Origin of the sequence: Frigoribacterium sp. CFBP 8759 (assembly GCF_014841655.1) — a bacterium.
Taxonomy (GTDB): Bacteria; Actinomycetota; Actinomycetes; order Actinomycetales; family Microbacteriaceae; genus Frigoribacterium.
Genome location: NZ_JACYUH010000002.1, coordinates 445,211 through 463,851 on the forward strand (window position 1 = coordinate 445,211; position 18,641 = coordinate 463,851).

The window sequence follows — 18,641 nt, forward strand, 5'->3', positions numbered from 1 at the left end:
ATGCGTCGAGCCACCCACACCGAGACCCGCACGACCTACGGCGAGGTCGGGGCGACGCAGGCCCCCGACCTCATGCAGTACCCGCCGAAGGGGTTCAAGCCGGCCGAGTACCGGGCCCGCGTCGGCCACGGCGACGCCCGCTTCGCCGCGGCCTGGATCGCCACCATGACCTGGCAGATCCAGGAGCGCAGCGGCATCCGCGTCCGGGTCGACAGTGTGCCGCCGGCCGACGAGAGCGAGTACACGCCCGTCCAGTTCGACGAGCACGGGCAACCGGTCGACGCCGCCGAGTGGGCGACCGCGCGTGACGAGTCGCGCTACTCGCCCGACGGCACGCCCTTCCTCACGGCGGGCACGACGGCCACGCTGAGCATCGAGGCCTACGGGCGCACGGTCGAGGCCCCGGTGCGCGTCGTCTACGTGATCGACGAACCGAAGCGCAAGGGTTTCGCGTATGGAACCCTCGACGGCCACCCCGAGAGCGGCGAGGAGTCCTGGATCGTCGACCAGACCGACGACGGTTCGGTCTGGCTCTCCATCCGGTCGTTCTCGAAGCCGTCGAGCGCGAAGTGGCGTCTCGTGGCACCGTTCCTGCGGCGCACGCAGGCGCAGTACACGAGGCGGTACCTGCGGGCACTGAGCCTCAACGAGAAGGGCGAGCAGACCGACGAGGTCGTCGTCGTCGAGGACACCGAGGCCGGCGTCGGCGACCCCCGCGGTGACGAGCGCCCCCCGACCGGCCCGCGCGGCGACGCCGCGGGAACCGGCGCCTGACGGTGCCCGGAGCCCTTCCCCTCGGCGATCCCGCCCCCGTCGACGGACGCCTGCCCGAGACCGTCGCCGTCGGCGCGGACGACCGCAACTTCGGGGTCTACCTGCACGTCCCGTTCTGCCGCGTGCGCTGCGGGTACTGCGACTTCAACACCTACACGGGCGACGAGCTGCGTGGCGCTCGTCGCGACGACTACGCCGGGCAGGCCGTCACCGAGATCGAGCTCGGGGGCCGGGTGCTGCGCGAGGCGGGCCTCCCGCCGCGCCGCGCCTCCTCGGTGTTCTTCGGCGGGGGCACCCCGACGATGCTGCCCTCGGGCGACCTCACGTCGATGCTCCACGCGATGGTCGACACCTGGGGTCTCGAGCCCGGCGCCGAGGTGACGACCGAGGCGAACCCCGACTCGGTCGACGCCGCGTACCTGCAGCAGCTCGCCGACGCCGGCTTCACGCGCGTCAGCTTCGGCATGCAGTCGGCCGTCCCGAGCGTGCTCGCCACCCTCGAGCGCACGCACGACCCCGAGCGCATCCCGTTCGTGGTGCGCTGGGCCCGTGACGCCGGGCTCGACGTCAGCCTCGACCTCATCTACGGCACGCCCGGCGAGACCCTCGACGACTGGAGGCGTTCCCTGGACGTCGCCCTCGAGCAGGAGCCCGACCACCTCTCCGCGTACTCGCTGATCGTCGAGGACGGCACGAAGCTCGCCCGCCAGATCAAGCGGGGCGAGGTCCCGATGCCCGACGACGACACCGCGGCCGACATGTACGAGATCGCTGACGACCGGCTCGCCGGCGCGGGCTACGACTGGTACGAGGTCAGCAACTGGTCGCGTGGCGTCGAGCACCGTTCCCGCCACAACCTGGCGTACTGGCAGGGCCACGACTGGTGGGGCGTCGGCCCGGGCGCGCACAGTCACGTCGGTGGCGTCCGCTGGTGGAACGTCAAGCACCCCGCCGCCTACCAGCAGCGCATGGCCGCGGGCGAGTCGCCGGCCGCCGGGCGCGAGACCCTCGACGACGAGACCCGTCGGGTCGAGCGCGTCCTGCTCGGGGTGCGCATCCGAGAAGGGCTGCCCATCTCCGAGCTCGACGACGACGGACGCCGGGCCGTCGGTGGCCTCATCGCCGACGGCTGGGTCGAGGGGCGCCCGGCCCTGCGGGGTCGCGTCGTGCTCACGCGCGAGGGGCGGCTCATGGCCGACGCCGTCGTGCGGCGTCTGCTGCCCGACTGAGCGTCCCGATCGTCCTGATCGCCGCGGCGCCCCGCGGTGGCGACCAGGAGGCGCGGGCCCGGAACGCAGGAGGCGCGGCTCCCGGGGGAGTCGCGCCTCGCGTGGTGCCCGTCCGGGCCGGTCGACCGTCTACTTGACGAACTCGATGGTCAGCGGGTACTTGTACCACTCGCCCTTGTTGGCCGCGACGGCGGCGATGATCGAGAAGATGATCACGAGGATGCCGGCGACGAGGGCGAGCACCCCTCCGATGACGATGATCGACAGGATCGCCGAGATCACGTAGACGATGGCCACCGTGATCTGGAAGTTCAGCGCGGTCCTGGTGTGCTCCCGGATGAACGGGCCGCGGTCCTTCAACACGAGGTAACCGACGAGGGCGGGGACGAACGCGAAGAGGATCCCGCCGAGGTGGATGAGCGTCGACCAGAGCTTCTCGTCCTCGGGGCGCATCGGCTGGACGGGCTGCGGCTGGTAGCCGGGCTGCTGGCCGAAGCCGGGGCCGGACTGCTGGCCCTGGCCGGGCTGACCCTGGCCGGGCAGACCCTGCCCGTACGGCTGGCCGGGCTGACCGTTCTGGCCGGGCTGGCCGTTCTGCGGGCCGTTCGGCTGGGCGGGAGGGTTCTCGGTCATGGCTGCACCTGTTCGTGAGTGTCCTGCGGATGTCCCCGCCACCCTAGGGCAGCCGGGTGCGGCCCGAGTAGGCCTCGCGACGGAGGTGTCGTACGATTGGCAGTCCGGCACGTCGAGTGCCAGGCCCGGTCGCCCGGCGTGCGGACGACCCGGGGGACGTCGAGCGAAGAGAGGTGCGTCATGGTCTCCGAACGCGGTCTCGAAGTGCTTCGCGTCATCGTGCACGACTACGTCGCGTCCCGCGAGCCGGTCGGGTCGAAGTCCATCGTCGAGCGACACCAGTTCGGCGTCTCGGCGGCGACCATCCGCAACGACATGGCGCTGCTCGAAGAAGAAGAGCTCATCGCGGCACCGCACACCTCGTCGGGACGCGTGCCGACCGACAAGGGCTACCGGCTCTTCGTCAACCAGCTCGCCGACCTGCGCCCGCTCAGCGCGGCCCAGCGGCAGGCCATCGAGACGTTCCTGGGCGACTCCACCGACCTCGACGAGGTGCTCGGTCGGACGGTCCGGCTCCTGTCGCAACTCACCAACCAGGTGGCCCTGGTGCAGTACCCCACCTTCTCCCGGGCCCGCGTGCGTCACGTCGAGCTGGTCAGCCTGGGCGACGGTCGCGTCATGACGGTGCTGATCACCGACAGCGGCCAGGTCGAGCAGCGGGTCGTCGACATCCGCACCGCCGTCGACGAGTCCTTCCTGTCCGAGTTGCGGGCCGCCATCAACGCCGCGGTCGGCGGTCGGCCCCTGGGTGAGGCCTCCACCGCCCTCACCGACCTGCCGGCGCGGTTCCGTCCCGACCTCGCGGCGGTCGTCGGCGTGGTCGTCGCGAGTCTCACCGAGCAGATCGCCGCCGGACGTCAGGACCGCCTCGTCATGGCCGGTGCGGCGAACCTGGTGCGCACGGGCGACGACTTCAGCGGCGACCTCTTCCCCGTGCTCGAGGCGATCGAAGAGCAGGTGGCCCTCTTGCGGCTCTTCGGCGAGATGCAACTCGACGCCGTCGACGTGGCCGCGAGCATCGGCCGCGAGAACGCGTCGTTCGGGTTGTCCCAGGCGTCCGTGCTGGCCAGCGGGTACTCCACGCAGGGCAGCGAGATCGCGAGGCTCGGCGTGCTCGGGCCCATGCGCATGGACTACTCGACCAACATGGCGGCGGTCCGTGCCGTCGCGCGGTACCTGTCGTCGCTGCTCACCGAGCGGTAGCCGACCACCACGGCCCCGGCCGTCCCACGACCCCCATCCCCGTCCCGGTCCGCCGGGCCCGGCCCCGCCGGGAAGACCACCACACCACACCAGAGGCAGACGAGAACCAGTGGCAGATCATTACGACGTCCTCGGAGTCGACCGTCAGGCGACCCCGGAAGAGATCAAGAAGGCGTACCGCAAGCTCGCCCGCGAGCTTCACCCCGACGTCAATCCCAGCCCCGACGCGTCCGAACGGTTCAAGGACGTCACGCACGCCTACGACGTGCTCAGCGACCCGCAGCAGCGCGAACGCTACGACCTCGGCCCCCAGCCCGGCTTCGGTGGCGGCGGCGGAGGCGGGGCCGCCGGCTTCGGCGACATCTTCGACGCGTTCTTCGGCGGCGGTGGCCAGGGCCAGCGTCAGGGTCCGCGGTCCCGGCGGGAACGCGGGCAGGACGCGCTCCTGCGCCTCGAGGTCGACCTCGAGGACATCGTCTTCGGCACGCAGCGCGACATCGAGGTCGACACGGCCGTCCTCTGCGACACGTGCAGCGGCTCGTGCTGCGCACCCGGCACCTCGCCCCAGACCTGCGACATCTGCGGGGGCTCCGGTCAGATCCAGCGCACCGTGCGCTCGCTGCTCGGCAACGTCATGACGTCGAGCCCGTGCGGGACCTGCCGTGGCTACGGCACCGTCATCCCCAACCCCTGCCCGACGTGCCAGGGCCAGGGGCGCGTCCGGGCCCGACGTTCGATCCCCATCGACATCCCCGCGGGCGTCGACACCGGACTCCGGCTCCAGCTGCCCGGTCAGGGCGAGGTCGGCCAGGCCGGTGGCCCGAACGGCGACCTGTACCTCGAGGTCAAGGTGCGACACCACGACACCTACAGCCGCAACGGCGACGACCTGCTGGCCACGCTCGAGGTGCAGATGGCCGACGCCATCCTCGGCACGTCGACGACGCTCACCGGGCTCGACGGCGAGATCGAGGTCGAGATCAAGCCCGGCACCCAGAGTGCCGACATCCTCACCGTGAAGGACCGCGGCATCACCAGACTGCGCGGGACGGGTCGCGGCGACCTCAAGATCGGCGTCCAGGTGGTCACCCCGACCAAGCTCAGCCACAAGGAGCGCGAGCTGATCGAGAAGTTCGCCTCGGGTCGCCGCTCCCCGGCGCCCGAGCTGTCGCACTTCCAGCAGGGTCTCTTCGGCAAGTTGCGCGACCGCTTCCTGAACTTCTGATCGTGGCGCACTTCTACCTGGTCGACGACCTGGCCGCCGCCGAGGTCGGCTCGAGCGTCGAGCTGACCGGTTCCGAGGCCCGACACGCGGTCACGGTCAGCCGGGTGCGGGTGGGCGAGCCGCTGACCCTCGGCAACGGACGGGGGCTGGTGGTCCAGGGCGAGGTGTCCGAGGCGGCCCCCGAGCGGCTGGTGCTGCTCGCGACCCGGGTCGTCCGGCACGAACCGCCGACGACGCGGCTGGTCCTCGCCCAGGCGCTGGCCAAGGGCGACCGCGACGAACTCGCCGTGCAGGCCGCGACCGAGCTCGGCGTCGACGAGATCGTCCCGTGGGCCGCGGCGCGCAGCATCTCCCGCTGGGAGGGCCCCAAGGTCGCCAAGGGCCTCACCCGCTGGTCGTCGATCGTGCGCGAGGCGACCAAGCAGTCGATCCGTCCCTGGTCGCCCGAGGTCTCGGGGCTCGCGACGACGCGGCAGCTGGCCGAGCGCGCCTCCCGCGATCTCGTCCTCGTGCTCGAGCCGTCGGCCGAGCAGGCGCTCACGGCGGTCGACCTGACCGCAGGAGGCGCGGTGCCCGGCCGCGTCGTCGTGGTCGTCGGTCCCGAGGGCGGGGTGTCGCCCGCCGAGCTGCACCAGCTCGCCGAGGCGGGTGCCCGCGCCGTGCGCCTCGGGGACGCCGTCCTGCGGACCTCCACGGCGGGTCCCGCCGCGCTGTCCGTGCTGAGCGCGCGACTCGGTCGCTGGTGACCTCGACGCCCCCGGGGGCCGTGTCGGCGGTCGTCGCTACGATGGGCAGCATGTCCGAGACCTCCGACGAGCCCACCGTCTTCAGCCGCATCGTCGCGCGCGAGATCCCCGCCGACATCGTCTTCGAGAGCGACGCGGTCATCGCCTTCCGCGACATCGCGCCCCGGGCACCCGTCCACCTGCTCGTGGTGCCCAAGACCCAGGCGTACCGCGACGTCGTCGAACTCGCCGCGGGCGACCCGGCGTTGCTCGCCGAACTGGTGGCGACCGCCTCCCGGCTCGCGGCCGACCCGGCAGCGTTCGGGGAGCACTCCGGGTCCGAGTTCCGTTTGATCTTCAACACCGGCGCATCCGCCGGGCAGACCGTGTTCCACGTGCACGCCCATGTGCTCGGTGGACCCCTGGAGGAAGGCACCCTTGCCCACTAGCGACACGAACGCCACCGGCCCCTCGACACCGACGACGGGTGACGACGTCCGTCGCGTCGACGTGACCGTCGACGGCGTCGCCATGGTCCAGCTCCTGGGACCGCAAGACCGCCTGCTGCGTGCGGTCGAGAAGCAGTACCCCGACGTCCGCGTGCTCGTCCGCGGCAACGAGGTCACCCTCGAGGGGCCCTCGTCGGCCGTCGGCAGGGCCGAGGGCCTCGTCGACGAGCTCGTCTCGATGGTCCGCGGCGGTCACGACCTCGGCCCGGCCGAGGTCGCGACGTCGGCCCGTCTGCTCGACTCGGGGCAGGGCAGCCCGTCCGAGGTCTTCGGGCAGCCGATCGTCACCAGCCGCGGCAAGGGGGTCCGGGCGAAGACTCGGGGCCAGAAGGACTACGTCGACGCGATCGACCAGCACACCATCACCTTCGGCATCGGCCCGGCCGGCACCGGCAAGACCTACCTGGCGATGGCCAAGGCCGTCCAGGCGTTGCAGCGCCGCGAGGTCCAGCGCATCATCCTGACGCGCCCCGCGGTCGAGGCCGGCGAGCGGTTGGGCTTCCTGCCCGGCACGCTGACGGACAAGATCGATCCGTACCTCCGGCCGCTCTACGACGCTCTGAACGAGATGATGGACCCCGAGATCGTGCCCAAGCTGCTCGCGGCCGGCACCGTCGAGGTCGCCCCTCTCGCGTACATGCGCGGTCGCACCCTCAACGACGCGTTCGTCGTGCTCGACGAGGCGCAGAACACCACGCCCGAGCAGATGAAGATGTTCCTCACCCGTCTCGGATTCGGCTCGCGCATGGTCGTGACGGGCGACGTCACCCAGGTCGACCTGCCCACCGGTGCCAGCGGCCTCCAGCTCGTCACGACGGTGCTCGACGACATCGACGACATCCACTTCGCCCGTCTCACCAGCGACGACGTGGTGCGGCACACGCTCGTGGGCCGCATCGTCGACGCGTACACGACCTACGACGCCGAGCGTCAGGCCCAGCAGCACCGCCGTCTCGAGGCGGCGGACCAGCAGGCCGACGTCCGCGACCGCCTGCCGAAGAAGGGAACCCGGTGAGCATCGAGGTCGCCAACGAATCCGCCGTCGAGGTCGACGAGGCCACGATCCAACGTCTGGCCACCTTCGCGCTCGACCAGATGCACGTTCACCCCGAGGCCGAACTCGCGATCGTGTTCGTCGACGAGGCGGCGATGGAGCAGCTCCACGTCCAGTGGATGGACGAACCCGGTCCGACCGACGTGCTGAGCTTCCCGATGGACGAACTGCGCCCCGGCACCGAAGACGAACCCACGCCGGCCGGCTTGCTCGGCGACATCGTCGTGTGTCCGCAGGTGGCCGTGGCCCAGGCCGCCACGGCGGGGCACAGCCCGCTCGACGAGATGCTGCTCCTCACCTGCCACGGCATCCTGCACCTCCTGGGGTTCGACCACGCAGAACCCGACGACGAGCGTGAGATGTTCGGTCTGCAGCGCGAGATCCTCGCGGCCTTCGCCGCGTCCGACACGAGTCGGTGACGCCGTGATGGTCACGGTCTTCGTCGTCGTGGCGGTCTTCCTGGTGGTCTTCGGCGGCCTCCTGGCCGCCGCCGACTCCGCACTCGGCGTCCTCAGCCGCCAGGACCTCCTCGACGAGGCGGACGACGATCCGCGTCACGCGACGGCGTTGACCGCCATCGCCGCCGACGTCGGGGCGCACGTCAACGCCGTCAACTTCGTGCGCATCCTCGCCGAGACGTCGGCGGCCGTCCTCGTGTCGCTGTCGTTCGCCTTCTCGGTCGAGCCGTGGTGGCTGGCCCTGCTGCTCTCGGCTCTCATCATGACGGTCGTGTCGTTCGTCCTCGTGGGCTCCAGCCCGCGCAGCGTCGGTCGGGCCCACGCCCGCGGCCTCGTGCGTCTGACCTCGGGTCTCGTGCGGTTCGTCCGGGTCGTGCTCGGGCCCCTGGCCGACGCCCTGGTGGCGGTCGGCAACCGGGTGACCCCCGGACGTCCGCGCAGCGCGTCGTTCTCCTCCGAAGAGCAGTTGCTCAGCATGGTCGACGAAGCCACCGAGCTCGACGTCCTCGAAGAGGACGACCGCGAGCTCATCCACTCGATCTTCGAGTTCAGCGACACGGTGGTCCGCGAGGTGATGGTGCCCCGCACCGACATGGTCACCCTCGACGCCACCGCGTCGGTCGGTTCGGCGATGAGCCTCTTCCTCGGTCGAGGCGTGTCGCGGGTTCCGGTCGTCGGTCGCGACTCCGACGACGTCGTCGGGATCGTCTACCTGCGCGACCTCGCCCGGCGGTTGCACGAGCACAGCGGCGACGACTCGGCCCCGGTGACGACGCTCGCCCGCCCGGCCGTCTTCGTGCCCGAGTCCAAGAAGGCCGACGACGCCCTCCGGCAGATGCAGCTCGACAAGAACCATCTCGCGATGGTCGTGGACGAGTACGGCGGCATCGCAGGCCTGGTCACGCTCGAGGACCTCATCGAAGAACTCGTCGGCGACATCAGCGACGAGTACGACCGCGAGGTCGCCCCGCAACGCGAGGTCTCCGCGGGGGTCTTCCGGGTGAGTGCCCGTCTCCCCGTCGACGAGCTCGGCGATCTCTTCGGCCTCGAACTCGACGACGACGACGTGGACTCGGTGGGAGGGCTGCTCACCAAGGTCCTGGGACGCCTGCCCGAGCAGGGCTCGGTCGTCCGCGTGTCGGGCCTCGTCCTCACGGCCGACCGCACCGAGGGGCGTCGGCACGACCTGCAGACCGTGCTCGTCGAGCGCGATCCCGACCTCGCGGACGCCCAGGCCGCGTTCGCCGACGCCGCTCGCGACGACTGAGCGTCCGGTCGTCGCGACCCTCCACCTCCCACCCGTTCCCGCACGTTCACGAAAGGCCCCCATGTCGACCACCGGAGACGACCTCACCCCCTCGGCCGCGCCTCCTCGGGGGTCGACCTACCGCGCGGGGTTCGTCTCGTTCGTCGGGCGGCCCAACGTCGGCAAGTCCACGCTGACCAACGCCCTCGTGGGGCAGAAGGTGGCCATCACCTCGTCGAAGCCGCAGACGACTCGACGAGCGATCCGCGGCATCGTGCACCAGGCGACCGGCCAGCTCGTCCTGGTCGACACCCCGGGCATGCACCGTCCGCGCACGCTGCTCGGCGAGAGGCTCAACGACATCGTCCAGACCACCCTCGGCGACGTCGACGTGATCGGGTTCTGCGTGCCGGCCGACGAGAAGCTCGGGCCGGGGGACCGGTTCATCAACGAGCAGCTCGACCAGTACCCGCGGGCCAAGAAGGTCGCGATCGTCACCAAGACCGACGCCACGTCGCGGCCGGCCGTCGCCGAGCAGTTGCTCGCGGTCAGCCGTCTGCGCGACTGGGAGGCCATCATCCCGCTGTCCGCGGTCAGCGACGTGCAGCTCGACGTCCTCACGGCCGAGCTGATCAAGCTCATGCCGCTGTCACAGCCCCTCTACCCGTCCGATGCGGTCACCGAAGAAGGCCTGACCGACCGGGTGGCCGAGTACGTCCGCGAGGCCGCGCTCGAGGGCGTGCAGGACGAGCTGCCGCACTCGCTCGCGGTGACCATCGACGACATGGTCGAGCGTGACGACAAGGACCTCCTCGAGATCTACGCCAACCTCTTCGTCGAGCGCGACAGCCAGAAGGCCATCGTCATCGGCAAGGGCGGTCAGCGCCTGCGCGAGGTGGGCGAGCGTGCCCGCGCGCAGATCGAGCCGCTCGTCGGCAAGCAGGTGTTCCTCTCGATCCGGGTGAAGGTCGCCAAGGACTGGCAGCGCGACCCGAAGCAGCTCGGTCGACTGGGGTTCTGACGCCCCCTCCCGGTCGTCCGGCCCCGTCCCGGGCAGGAGGGTCGTCCTCGTCCCTGCGGATGATCGTGGTGGTCCCGAGGTCGTTCGCGCACGGCGGCCGCCCCGGACGGGCCGCCGTAGGTCGTACGGTGGTCGGGTGATCTTCCGACGCCTCGCGCCCTACCAGGTCGCCGTCGACCTGTCGGCGGCGTTCCTGCTCGGCGTGGTCGGCCTGGTGTTGTCCGACGGGGTCGTGACGACCCCGTTCGTCGTGCTGGGCATGACGGTCACGTTCGCCCTGCGCCGCCTGTCGCCGGGGCTCGCCCTGACCCTCGCCTGGCTGGTCGCCGCGTCCCAGATGATCACGGGCAGCACGCCCGGTGTCACGAACCTCGCGATCTGCGCGGTGCTGTACTCCACGGCGGCGTACGGGACGAACCGGGTGAAGTGGTCGGGCCTGGTCTCCGTGGGCGTGGGTGCCCTCCTGGGCACCTTCTACCTCTCGTTCGTGCAGCAGAGCCTGTTCGGCGTCGACTACGACATCTATGCGGTGACCGACGTCGTCCGCATCCTCCTGCAGCTGGGGATCAGCCTCCTCGGATTCCTCGCCCTGCTCGGTCTGCCCTGGGCCGGGGGACTGCTGGCCCGGGCGCGATGGTCCGAGCGGCTCAGCCGTGAGGCGCGGCTCATCGCCGAGCGCGAGACCGCCCGGGCCGAGAACGACGCCGCGCGGGCCGAACGCGAGGCCGCCCGGGCCGAGCGGGACATCGCCGTCGAGCAGGAACGCAACCGGATCGCCCGGGACATGCACGACGTCGTCGCCCACTCGCTGGCCGTCGTCATCGCCCAGGCAGACGGGGCCCGGTACGCCGCCCGGGTCGACCCGACCTCGGTCGACGGGGCGCTCACGACGATCGCCACGACGGCTCGGGAGGCCCTCGGCGACGTCCGGGTGCTGCTGGGTCAGCTGCGGCACAGCCAGGGCGAGGCGCCCCAGCCCGCCCTCGGCGACCTCGACCGTCTGCTCGACCAGATGCGCGGGTCGGGTCTCACGGTCGACCTGCTCGTGACCGGCGAACCGCAGGTCCTCGGGACCAACCGGCAGCTCGCCGTGTTCCGCATCGTGCAGGAGAGCCTGACCAACGTCCTGCGGCACGGTGCCGTCGACCAGCCCGTCGGCCTCCACTTCGACTGGCGCTACGAGGCGTTGCACCTCGTGATCTCCAACGTCGTGCGGCCGCCGACGCGTCCGCTCGACACGTCCGGCGACGAGCGACGGGGCGGCCACGGGCTCGACGGCATGCGGGAGCGCGCCACCCTGGCGGGCGGCTCGCTCACCACCCAGAACGCCGACGGACGCTTCGTCGTCCACGCCATCGTGCCGACCCTGGCACTGACCCAAGAGGTACGCATCCGATGATCGACATGCCCGGCCGTTCGACGGCACCCATCCGCGTCGCCCTGGTCGACGACCAGGCCCTGTTCCGTGCGGGCATCAAGATGCTCGTCGGCTCACAGCCCGACCTCGAGTTCGTCGGCGAGGCCAGCAACGGCGAGGAGGGCGTGGCGATGGTCGGGCGCACCGCTCCCGACGTCGTCCTCATGGACATCCGCATGCCGGTGATGGACGGCATCGCGGCCACCACCGCCGTCCTGGCGCAGGCCGAGACGGCCTCCCGTCGCCCGCCGCGCATCATCGTGCTGACGACCTTCGACCTCGACGAGGCCGCCACCCGCGCCATCCGGGGAGGCGCGAGCGGTTTCGTCCTGAAGGACGCCGACCCCGAGTTCCTGCTCGCCGCGATCCGCACCGTGCACGCGGGCAACGCCGTGATCGCGGCGTCGGCCACGCGTGAACTCTTCGAGCACTTCGACGGTCGGGCCTCACGCGCCCGGGCCGTGCCCGCGTCGTTCGGCACCCTGACCACCCGGGAACGCGACATCTTCGACCTCGCGGCGCGGGGCCTCAGCAACGCCGAGATCGCGTCGCGGGAGTTCCTCAGCGAGGCGACGGTCAAGACCCACATCAGTCGGGTCCTCTCGAAGTTGTCCCTGCGCGACCGGGTGCAACTGGTGGTCTACGCGTACGAACACGGGCTCGCCGAGTAGTTCGGCTGGAGCGGGCTGCCACGGCCGTCGCAGACGGGGCGCCCCGGTACGACGTGTCGGTGCCGTGTGGTGGCTGATCACACCTGATGAGGCTGCTGAGACCGGGCGGCACGGCTCGTGTCGAGAGGCTCCGAGGCGGCAGAGTGTCACCTGGGTGGCCATCACCCCGATCCTCCGCCGAAAGAAGCTCTTGCATGGACTGGTTGCTGTCGGTTCCGCTCTTGTCCACGACGATGCTGCTGGCGGTGGACGTCGTCGCCGCCCTCGTCGCCGTCGGGCTCCTCGTCCGCCCGCGGACCCGACGCACGTGGTGGCGGTGGATCGCCCTCGCGGTTCTGCTCGGGGCCGGCCTCGGCGCCCTCGCGACCTGGTGGCTCGGCGACGTACGCGACGTGCTGGGCCTGTCACCCACCTGGGTGGATCGCCTCTGGGTCGCCGCCGTGGTCGCCGGCGTCGCTGTCGTCGTCGTCAACCTGTTCCGCACCCGGTGGTGGCGGAAGCTCGTGGCCGTCCTGGCCGTCCTGGTCTTCGCCCTGGCCGGGGGCCTCGCCCTGAACCGGGACGGCAGCGTCTACCAGAACCTGTCCCAGGCGCTCGGTCGGGACGAGGTGCCCGCCCTCCCGGCGACCGCCGCCGCGCCTCCGTCCGCGGCGCCCGGCTCGACGGATTTCGACCCGACCCTCTGGTCGACCTGGAAGGCTCCCGTCGACCTCCCGGCCGTGGGACGGTACGGCAGCGTGGCCATCCCCGGCGCCGTCTCGCACTTCCCCGCTCGTGACGCCGTCGTCTACCTGCCCCCGGCGGCCCTCGTGGCCGAGGCCCCCGCCCTTCCCGTGATGATCATGCTCTCGGGGCAACCGGCCGAACCGAGTTCGGTGATCACGGCCGGCCACCTCGTCGAGACGCTGGACGCCTTCGCGGCGAAGAACCACGGGCTCGCGCCGATCGTCGTCGTGCCCGACCAGCTGAGCGCCGACGCCCACAACCCGATGTGCGTCGACGGCGCCCTGGGCAACAGCGCCACCTACATCACCACCGACGTGGTCGACTACATGACGAGTCACTTCCACGTCGCCACCGGGCCGCGGGCATGGGCGATCGGTGGGTTCTCGCAGGGGGGCACCTGCTCGATCCAGTTCGCGTCGGCGCGGCCCGACCTGTTCTCGACCTTCATCGATGTGTCGGGTGAGCTCGGCCCTTCGATCGGCGACGAGAAGACCACGATCGACCAGGGCTTCGCCGGGAACCGAGCGGCCTACGAGGCGGCCCAACCGCAGGCGATCATGGCCGCGCACGGGCCCTACGCGGGCACCGCGGCGTTCTTCGCCGTCGGTGCCACGGACGCTCGGTACGGCCAGATCATGACCGCGAACTCGGCGGCCGCGGCGAAGGCCGGCATGACGGTGACGCGCTACGTCTCACCGGGAAGCGGACACGACTGGACGACCGCGACGAACGGCTTCGCCCACGGCATCGGACAGTTCTACCCGCGCCTCGGCCTGAGCGCGACGGTGCAGACACCGTGAGCGGCGAGCTGGCCGGAGCCGACGCCGGTGCCGGGGCCGACGCCGGTGCCGGCGCCGGCGCCGGCGCACCGACGGTGCCGACGGCCTCCACGACGGCACCCCCCGGGCCGGCACCCCACGAGCCCGACCCCCACGAGCCGGGGCGTGCGCGCCGGTTCGTGGACGGCGTCGCGACCCGCGTGGTGGCGTTCGTCGGCGGCCGTCCCGTCAGTCTCGCCCTCGCGCTGCTGCTCGTCGTGCTCGCGCTCGCCTCGGGCAGCGTGACGCATGCGCCGAGCGAGCGGCTGCGCGACCTCGTCGGAGCAGGGCTCGACCCCTTCGAGGACCGCACCTCGTGGCTGCTCGTCGTCGGCTCGGTGTTCTTCGCCGGCAGTCCCGCGCAGCTCGTCCTGGCCGTGGTCGGCGTGCTCGTCCTCGTGGGCACCGCCGAGCGTCGCATGGGCTGGTCCCGCACGGTGGCCGCCTACCTGGTGACGGCCGTCGTCGCGACCGGGGTCGGCGTGGCGGTGCAGGCCCTGGGGCAGGCGGTCGGCGAGACCTGGGCCCTCGAGGTGGCGGCCGAGTCCACCCTCCACCCGCTCACCCCCGCCCTCGGCACGATCATGACCGCCAGCGCGTTCTCCGGACCCCTCTGGCGACGGCGCATCCGGCTGGTCGGATTCTCGTGCGTGTTCGCCTTCGTACTCTACGACGGGCACCCGGCCGGTCTCTACGCGCTGATCGGCGGCCTCGTCGGGCTCGCGTTCGGGGTGGTGCTGACGGGTCGCCCCGCCGAACGCGGCTGGTCGCGCAGTTCGCACCACGAGGTACGCCGCCTCGCGTCGACCATCGTCGCGGTGACCGCGCTGGGTCCCGTCCTGACCCTCCTCACCCGCAGCCCGATCGGGGCCCTCTCGCCCCTCGGCATGCTGTTCCGCGACGTCCTCCCCGGGCGGTCGCTCTCGGCCGCGTGCGCGGCCGCGGGACAGGGCGCACCGGATCGGCACGCGCCTCCGATCGGAGCCTGCGCGCGCGCCGCGGCCCTCGCCGGCATCGACACCGTCCCGACGGTCCTGCTGAGCCTGCTGCCGCTGGCCGTGCTGCTGCTCTGCGCCTGGTACCTGCGGCGGGGACGTCGCCTCGCCCTCGACGTGGCCGTCGCGGTCAACGGGCTCCTCGCCCTCTTCGCCGGTCTGTACTACGTGGTGCTGCCCGTCACGACCGACCCGGTGGTCGACCAGCCCCGACACGTGGTCGAGAGGGTGGTGCTCGCCGTCCTGGCGGTCGCCGTGCCGGCCGCGGTGGCCCTCGGGCTGTTCCTCCTGCGCCGTCATTTCGGCGTCGGTGCCGAGGGGACGCGACGACCGCGGTTCGCGCTCGTCGTCGTGCTGTCGGGTCTGGTGCTGGCGGTGACGTTCGCCGTCGTCGGGTGGCTGGGGCGCGCCTCCTTCGTCCCGACGATCGAACCGTGGACGTTGCTGCTGGACGTGCCCGAACGCTTCGTGCCGGTCGGGTTCGTCGGGCTCACCCGCATCGGACCGGTGCCGGACGGCGGGCTCGTCCGGGCCGCCTTCGAGTGGGTGGGGCCGGTCTGGTGGCTCGTCGTCCTGGTCGGGCTCGGGGTGGGCGCGACCCGGCCGGGGGACGTCCGTCCCGACGCGGCGCGCACCCAGGTGCGCGACATCGTCCACCGCGGGACCCCCGGCACGCTGTCGCACATGGCCCTCTGGGAGGGCAACCGGTACTGGTTCACGGAGGACGGCCTCGCCGCGGTGGCCTATCGCGTCGTCGCGGGCATCGCGATCACCACGGGCGAGCCGCTCTGCGCGGCCGACCGGCTACGCGAGGTGACCCGCGAGTTCGCCCGGTGGTGCGACGACCAGGGCCTCACCCCGGTCTTCTACAGCGTGCGCGGCGAGCTCTCGCCCCTCTACGACGAGATGGGGTGGGCGACGCTGCCCGTCGGCGAGGAGACGGTGCTGCACCCGGCCACCTTCGCGATGACGGGCAAGAAGTGGCAGGACGTCCGGTCGAGCATCAACCGTGCGACGAAGAACGGCGTCCGGGCCGAATGGACCCGGTACGCCGACCTCCGTCCCGCCGTCGCCCGCCAGATCGGCGAGATCAGCGAGCAGTGGGTCGCCGAGAAGGACCTGCCCGAGATGGGCTTCACCCTCGGTGGCGTCGACGAGTTGCGCGACCCCGACGTGGCGCTGATGCTCGCCCTCGACGAGGACGACTCGGTCCAGGCCGTGACGAGCTGGCTGCCCTCGTGGCGCGACGGGGTCGTCGTCGGCTGGACGCTCGACTTCATGCGGCGTCGGCCGGACAGCATGAACGGCGTCATGGAGTTCGTCATCGCCTCGTCGGCCCTGGCGATGAAGGAGCAGGGCGTCGAGTTCCTGAGCCTGTCGGCGGCGCCGCTGGCGAGCGGTGCGCCGTCCGACGGGCCGTCGACGCAGACGGAGCGCGTGCTCGCCTTCCTCGGGCGCGTGCTGGAGCCGCCCTACGGGTTCCGCACCCTCCTGGCGTTCAAGAAGAAGTTCCAGCCCGACTTCGTCCCGCTCGTCATGGCGTTCCCCGATCCGGTGCAGCTCCCGGCCATCGGCACGGCACTCGGCCGCGCCTACCTGCCCGACCTCTCGGTCGGGGCCGTCGTGCGGCTCGTCCGCACGGTGGTCTGATCGGGCGGGGGAGCCGAGGAGGCGCGGTGCCGGTCCGCGACGACCCGCGCCTCCTCGGTCGGTGCTAGCCTCGTCACGTGTTCACCGGCCTGCTCCTCCTTAGCTGCCGCGGCGAGTCCTGACCCAGGCCCCCCTCGTCGCGGAGTTCGTCGTCGGCCGACACCCCCGCGAAGAGCAGCCCCTCGAGGGCGAGAGAGACCACAGGACATGAAGAACGCACAGCAGCCGTCGGCCATGCCGATCCACAAGTACCGGCCCTTCCACGAGCAGATCGCCGTCGACCTGCCCGACCGCACCTGGCCGTCCAAGCGCATCACCGAGGCGCCCCGCTGGTGCGCCGTCGACCTGCGCGACGGCAACCAGGCGCTGATCGACCCGATGAGCCCCGAGCGCAAGCGCATCATGTTCGACCTGCTGGTCGGCATGGGCTACAAAGAGATCGAGGTCGGCTTCCCGAGTGCCTCGCAGACCGACTTCGACTTCGTCCGCAGCCTCATCGACGAGGGGGCCATCCCCGACGACGTCACGATCCAGGTGCTGACCCAGGCGCGCGAGCACCTGATCGCCCGCACCTACGAGTCGATCGCCGGCGCCAAGCAGGCCATCGTCCACCTGTACAACTCGACGAGCGTGCTGCAACGGGACGTCGTGTTCCGCACCGACCGGCAGGGCATCGTCGACATCGCCCTCGAGGGCGTCCGCCTGTGCCTCGAGGCCGAGAAGACCATCCCCGAGACGGCCGTGTTCTACGAGTACTCGCCCGAGAGCTACACCGGCACCGAGCTCGACTTCGCGCTCGACATCTGCAACCAGGTGATCGAGGCCTTCGACGCGACGCCCTCGCGACCGGTGATCGTCAACCTGCCGGCGACCGTCGAGATGGCGACCCCCAACGTCTACGCCGACTCGATCGAGTGGATGCACCGTCACCTGGCCCGTCGCGACAGCGTCATCCTGTCGCTGCACCCGCACAACGACCGGGGCACCGGCATCGCGGCCGCCGAGCTGGGCTACCTGGCCGGCGCCGACCGCATCGAGGGCTGCCTCTTCGGCAACGGCGAGCGCACGGGCAACGTCGACCTCGTCGCGCTGGGCATCAACCTGTTCACCCAGGGCATCGACCCGCAGATCGACTTCAGCGACCTCGACAGGGTCAAGCGCACCGCCGAGCACTGCAACCAGCTGCCCGTGCACGAGCGCAGCCCGTGGGCCGGCGACCTCGTCTACACGGCGTTCTCCGGTTCGCACCAGGACGCCATCAAGAAGGGCTTCGAGGCCATGGCCGCGACCGCGGCGTCGCGCGGGGTCGACGTCGACGCGCTCGAGTGGGCGGTACCGTACCTGCCGGTCGACCCCAAAGACCTGGGACGCAGCTACGAGGCGGTCATCCGCGTCAACTCGCAGTCGGGCAAGGGCGGCGTGGCCTACCTGCTGAAGGCCGACCATGCCATCGACCTGCCGCGCAAGCTGCAGATCGAGTTCAGCGGCGTCGTGCAGTCGCGTACCGACCAGGAGGGGGGCGAGATGACGAGCGCCCACATCTGGTCGATCTTCCAGGACGAGTACCTCCCCGCCGACGCGGCCGACGACAAGTGGGGTCGCTTCGAGTTGACCCGGACGAGCACCGCGAGCGACATGTCGGGCGAGACCGTCCTCGACGTCGACCTGCGGGTCGGCGAGACGGTCGAGTCGACGTCGGCACGGGGCACGGGGCCCATCGCGGCGTTCATCGCCGTCCTCGCCGAGCAGGGCGTCCAGGTCAAGCTGTACGACTACGTCGAGCACACCCTCAGCGCCTCGGGCGACGCCCAGGCTGCGGCCTACGTCGAGCTCGACGTCGACGGCACGCGGCTCTGGGGAGTCGGCATCGACGCCGACATCTCGACGGCGTCGCTCAAGGCCATCGTCTCGGCGGTGAACCGCGCCATCCGCACGACGACCGACGTGCGCGAGCTCGCGTCGGTCTGAGCGGCCGCCCCGCCCCGACCCGCCCCGTCCCGACCCGCCCCCGGTGCCCTCGCGGTGCCGGGGGCGTCGTCGTGCCGGCGGTGTCGCGCCTGCGGGTGTCGGCAACTCCTGCCTCGTGTAGGGCGCAGGCGCCGATGTGCGGCGTGTCGGGGTGCGCTGGCGCAGAGGGCAGGAGTTCCCGACGGGTGCGGGCAACTCCTGCCTGGTGTCGTGCGGGGGTGCGGATGTGCGGCGTGTCGGGGTGCGCTGGCGCAGGGGGCAGGAGTTCCCGACGGGTGCGGGCAACTCCTCCCGGTGCCGTGCGGGGGTGCGGGTGTGC

At 71.6% G+C, this 18,641-nt stretch carries 16 protein-coding genes; 15 read left to right on the top strand and 1 reads right to left on the bottom strand.

Features of this window, described 5'->3' with window-relative positions; all coding sequences use genetic code 11:
- On the top strand, window positions 1–774 hold the full coding sequence (locus tag IFT79_RS07370) for a DUF1990 family protein (RefSeq protein WP_192123477.1): 774 nt from the start codon (window positions 1–3) through the stop codon (window positions 772–774).
- A gap of 2 nt (window positions 775–776) precedes the next feature.
- Window positions 777–2,003 carry a radical SAM family heme chaperone HemW gene (hemW, locus tag IFT79_RS07375; RefSeq protein ID WP_192123478.1) on the top strand — a complete coding sequence of 409 codons (1,227 nt, stop codon included), beginning with the start codon at window positions 777–779 and terminating at the stop codon, window positions 2,001–2,003.
- A gap of 129 nt (window positions 2,004–2,132) precedes the next feature.
- Here hemW and IFT79_RS16305 read toward each other — a convergent pair whose 3' ends face one another.
- A complete protein-coding gene (locus tag IFT79_RS16305; protein WP_236556798.1) occupies window positions 2,133–2,636 on the bottom strand; it encodes a DUF4870 domain-containing protein in 504 nt (167 codons plus the stop codon).
- Between the two features lie 180 nt (window positions 2,637–2,816).
- Here IFT79_RS16305 and hrcA point away from each other — a divergent pair, with 180 nt between their 5' ends.
- From hrcA to leuA, 13 genes are all read left to right on the top strand, one after another.
- Entirely contained in the window at window positions 2,817–3,839 is a 1,023-nt protein-coding gene (gene hrcA / locus IFT79_RS07385) for a heat-inducible transcriptional repressor HrcA (RefSeq protein WP_056045687.1), read from the top strand.
- Window positions 3,840–3,948: 109 nt separating this feature from the next.
- Complete coding sequence (gene dnaJ, locus IFT79_RS07390; RefSeq protein WP_159824840.1) at window positions 3,949–5,064, top strand: molecular chaperone DnaJ; 1,116 nt, start codon at window positions 3,949–3,951, stop codon at window positions 5,062–5,064.
- 2 nt (window positions 5,065–5,066) lie between these two features.
- The gene (locus tag IFT79_RS07395; protein ID WP_123570183.1) at window positions 5,067–5,810 is read left to right on the top strand and encodes a 16S rRNA (uracil(1498)-N(3))-methyltransferase; all 744 of its coding nucleotides are present in this window, start codon (window positions 5,067–5,069) and stop codon (window positions 5,808–5,810) included.
- Window positions 5,811–5,860: 50 nt separating this feature from the next.
- Window positions 5,861–6,238 (top strand): histidine triad nucleotide-binding protein, encoded by a 378-nt coding sequence (locus IFT79_RS07400; RefSeq protein ID WP_056047543.1) that lies wholly within the window; start codon window positions 5,861–5,863, stop codon window positions 6,236–6,238.
- Window positions 6,228–7,313 carry a PhoH family protein gene (locus IFT79_RS07405; protein ID WP_446718854.1) on the top strand — a complete coding sequence of 362 codons (1,086 nt, stop codon included), beginning with the start codon at window positions 6,228–6,230 and terminating at the stop codon, window positions 7,311–7,313. Before IFT79_RS07400 ends, IFT79_RS07405 begins: the two co-directional genes overlap by 11 nt.
- The gene (gene ybeY, locus IFT79_RS07410; RefSeq protein ID WP_056045671.1) at window positions 7,310–7,771 is read left to right on the top strand and encodes an rRNA maturation RNase YbeY; all 462 of its coding nucleotides are present in this window, start codon (window positions 7,310–7,312) and stop codon (window positions 7,769–7,771) included. Before IFT79_RS07405 ends, ybeY begins: the two co-directional genes overlap by 4 nt.
- 7 nt (window positions 7,772–7,778) lie before the next feature.
- On the top strand, window positions 7,779–9,077 hold the full coding sequence (locus IFT79_RS07415; protein WP_052505052.1) for a hemolysin family protein: 1,299 nt from the start codon (window positions 7,779–7,781) through the stop codon (window positions 9,075–9,077).
- Window positions 9,078–9,138: 61 nt separating this feature from the next.
- Window positions 9,139–10,077, top strand: coding sequence for a GTPase Era (era, locus tag IFT79_RS07420; protein WP_056045670.1), 939 nt, complete (start codon window positions 9,139–9,141; stop codon window positions 10,075–10,077).
- 136 nt (window positions 10,078–10,213) lie between these two features.
- Complete coding sequence (locus IFT79_RS16665) at window positions 10,214–11,476, top strand: sensor histidine kinase (RefSeq protein ID WP_123570181.1); 1,263 nt, start codon at window positions 10,214–10,216, stop codon at window positions 11,474–11,476.
- Entirely contained in the window at window positions 11,473–12,165 is a 693-nt protein-coding gene (locus tag IFT79_RS07430) for a response regulator (protein WP_369794374.1), read from the top strand. Before IFT79_RS16665 ends, IFT79_RS07430 begins: the two co-directional genes overlap by 4 nt.
- A 194-nt stretch (window positions 12,166–12,359) precedes the next feature.
- On the top strand, window positions 12,360–13,691 hold the full coding sequence (locus IFT79_RS07435) for an alpha/beta hydrolase (RefSeq protein ID WP_192123480.1): 1,332 nt from the start codon (window positions 12,360–12,362) through the stop codon (window positions 13,689–13,691).
- On the top strand, window positions 13,688–16,354 hold the full coding sequence (locus IFT79_RS16670; protein ID WP_192123482.1) for a phosphatidylglycerol lysyltransferase domain-containing protein: 2,667 nt from the start codon (window positions 13,688–13,690) through the stop codon (window positions 16,352–16,354). Before IFT79_RS07435 ends, IFT79_RS16670 begins: the two co-directional genes overlap by 4 nt.
- Window positions 16,355–16,561: 207 nt before the next feature.
- On the top strand, window positions 16,562–18,322 hold the full coding sequence (gene leuA, locus IFT79_RS07445; protein WP_192123484.1) for a 2-isopropylmalate synthase: 1,761 nt from the start codon (window positions 16,562–16,564) through the stop codon (window positions 18,320–18,322).
- Window positions 18,323–18,641: the final 319 nt, after the last annotated feature.

Excerpts from the sequence above, each read along its gene's own strand:
- IFT79_RS07415 (WP_052505052.1), top strand. The coding sequence starts at position 7,779 with ATGGTCACGGTCTTCGTCGTCGTGGCGGTCTTCCTGGTGGTCTTCGGC.
- IFT79_RS07400 (WP_056047543.1), top strand. The coding sequence starts at position 5,861 with ATGTCCGAGACCTCCGACGAGCCCACCGTCTTCAGCCGCATCGTCGCG.
- IFT79_RS07370 (WP_192123477.1), top strand. The coding sequence starts at position 1 with ATGCGTCGAGCCACCCACACCGAGACCCGCACGACCTACGGCGAGGTC.
- IFT79_RS16305 (WP_236556798.1), bottom strand. The coding sequence starts at position 2,636 with ATGACCGAGAACCCTCCCGCCCAGCCGAACGGCCCGCAGAACGGCCAG.
- hrcA (WP_056045687.1), top strand. The coding sequence starts at position 2,817 with ATGGTCTCCGAACGCGGTCTCGAAGTGCTTCGCGTCATCGTGCACGAC.
- era (WP_056045670.1), top strand. The coding sequence starts at position 9,139 with ATGTCGACCACCGGAGACGACCTCACCCCCTCGGCCGCGCCTCCTCGG.
- IFT79_RS07430 (WP_369794374.1), top strand. The coding sequence starts at position 11,473 with ATGATCGACATGCCCGGCCGTTCGACGGCACCCATCCGCGTCGCCCTG.
- leuA (WP_192123484.1), top strand. The coding sequence starts at position 16,562 with ATGAAGAACGCACAGCAGCCGTCGGCCATGCCGATCCACAAGTACCGG.
- IFT79_RS07435 (WP_192123480.1), top strand. The coding sequence starts at position 12,360 with ATGGACTGGTTGCTGTCGGTTCCGCTCTTGTCCACGACGATGCTGCTG.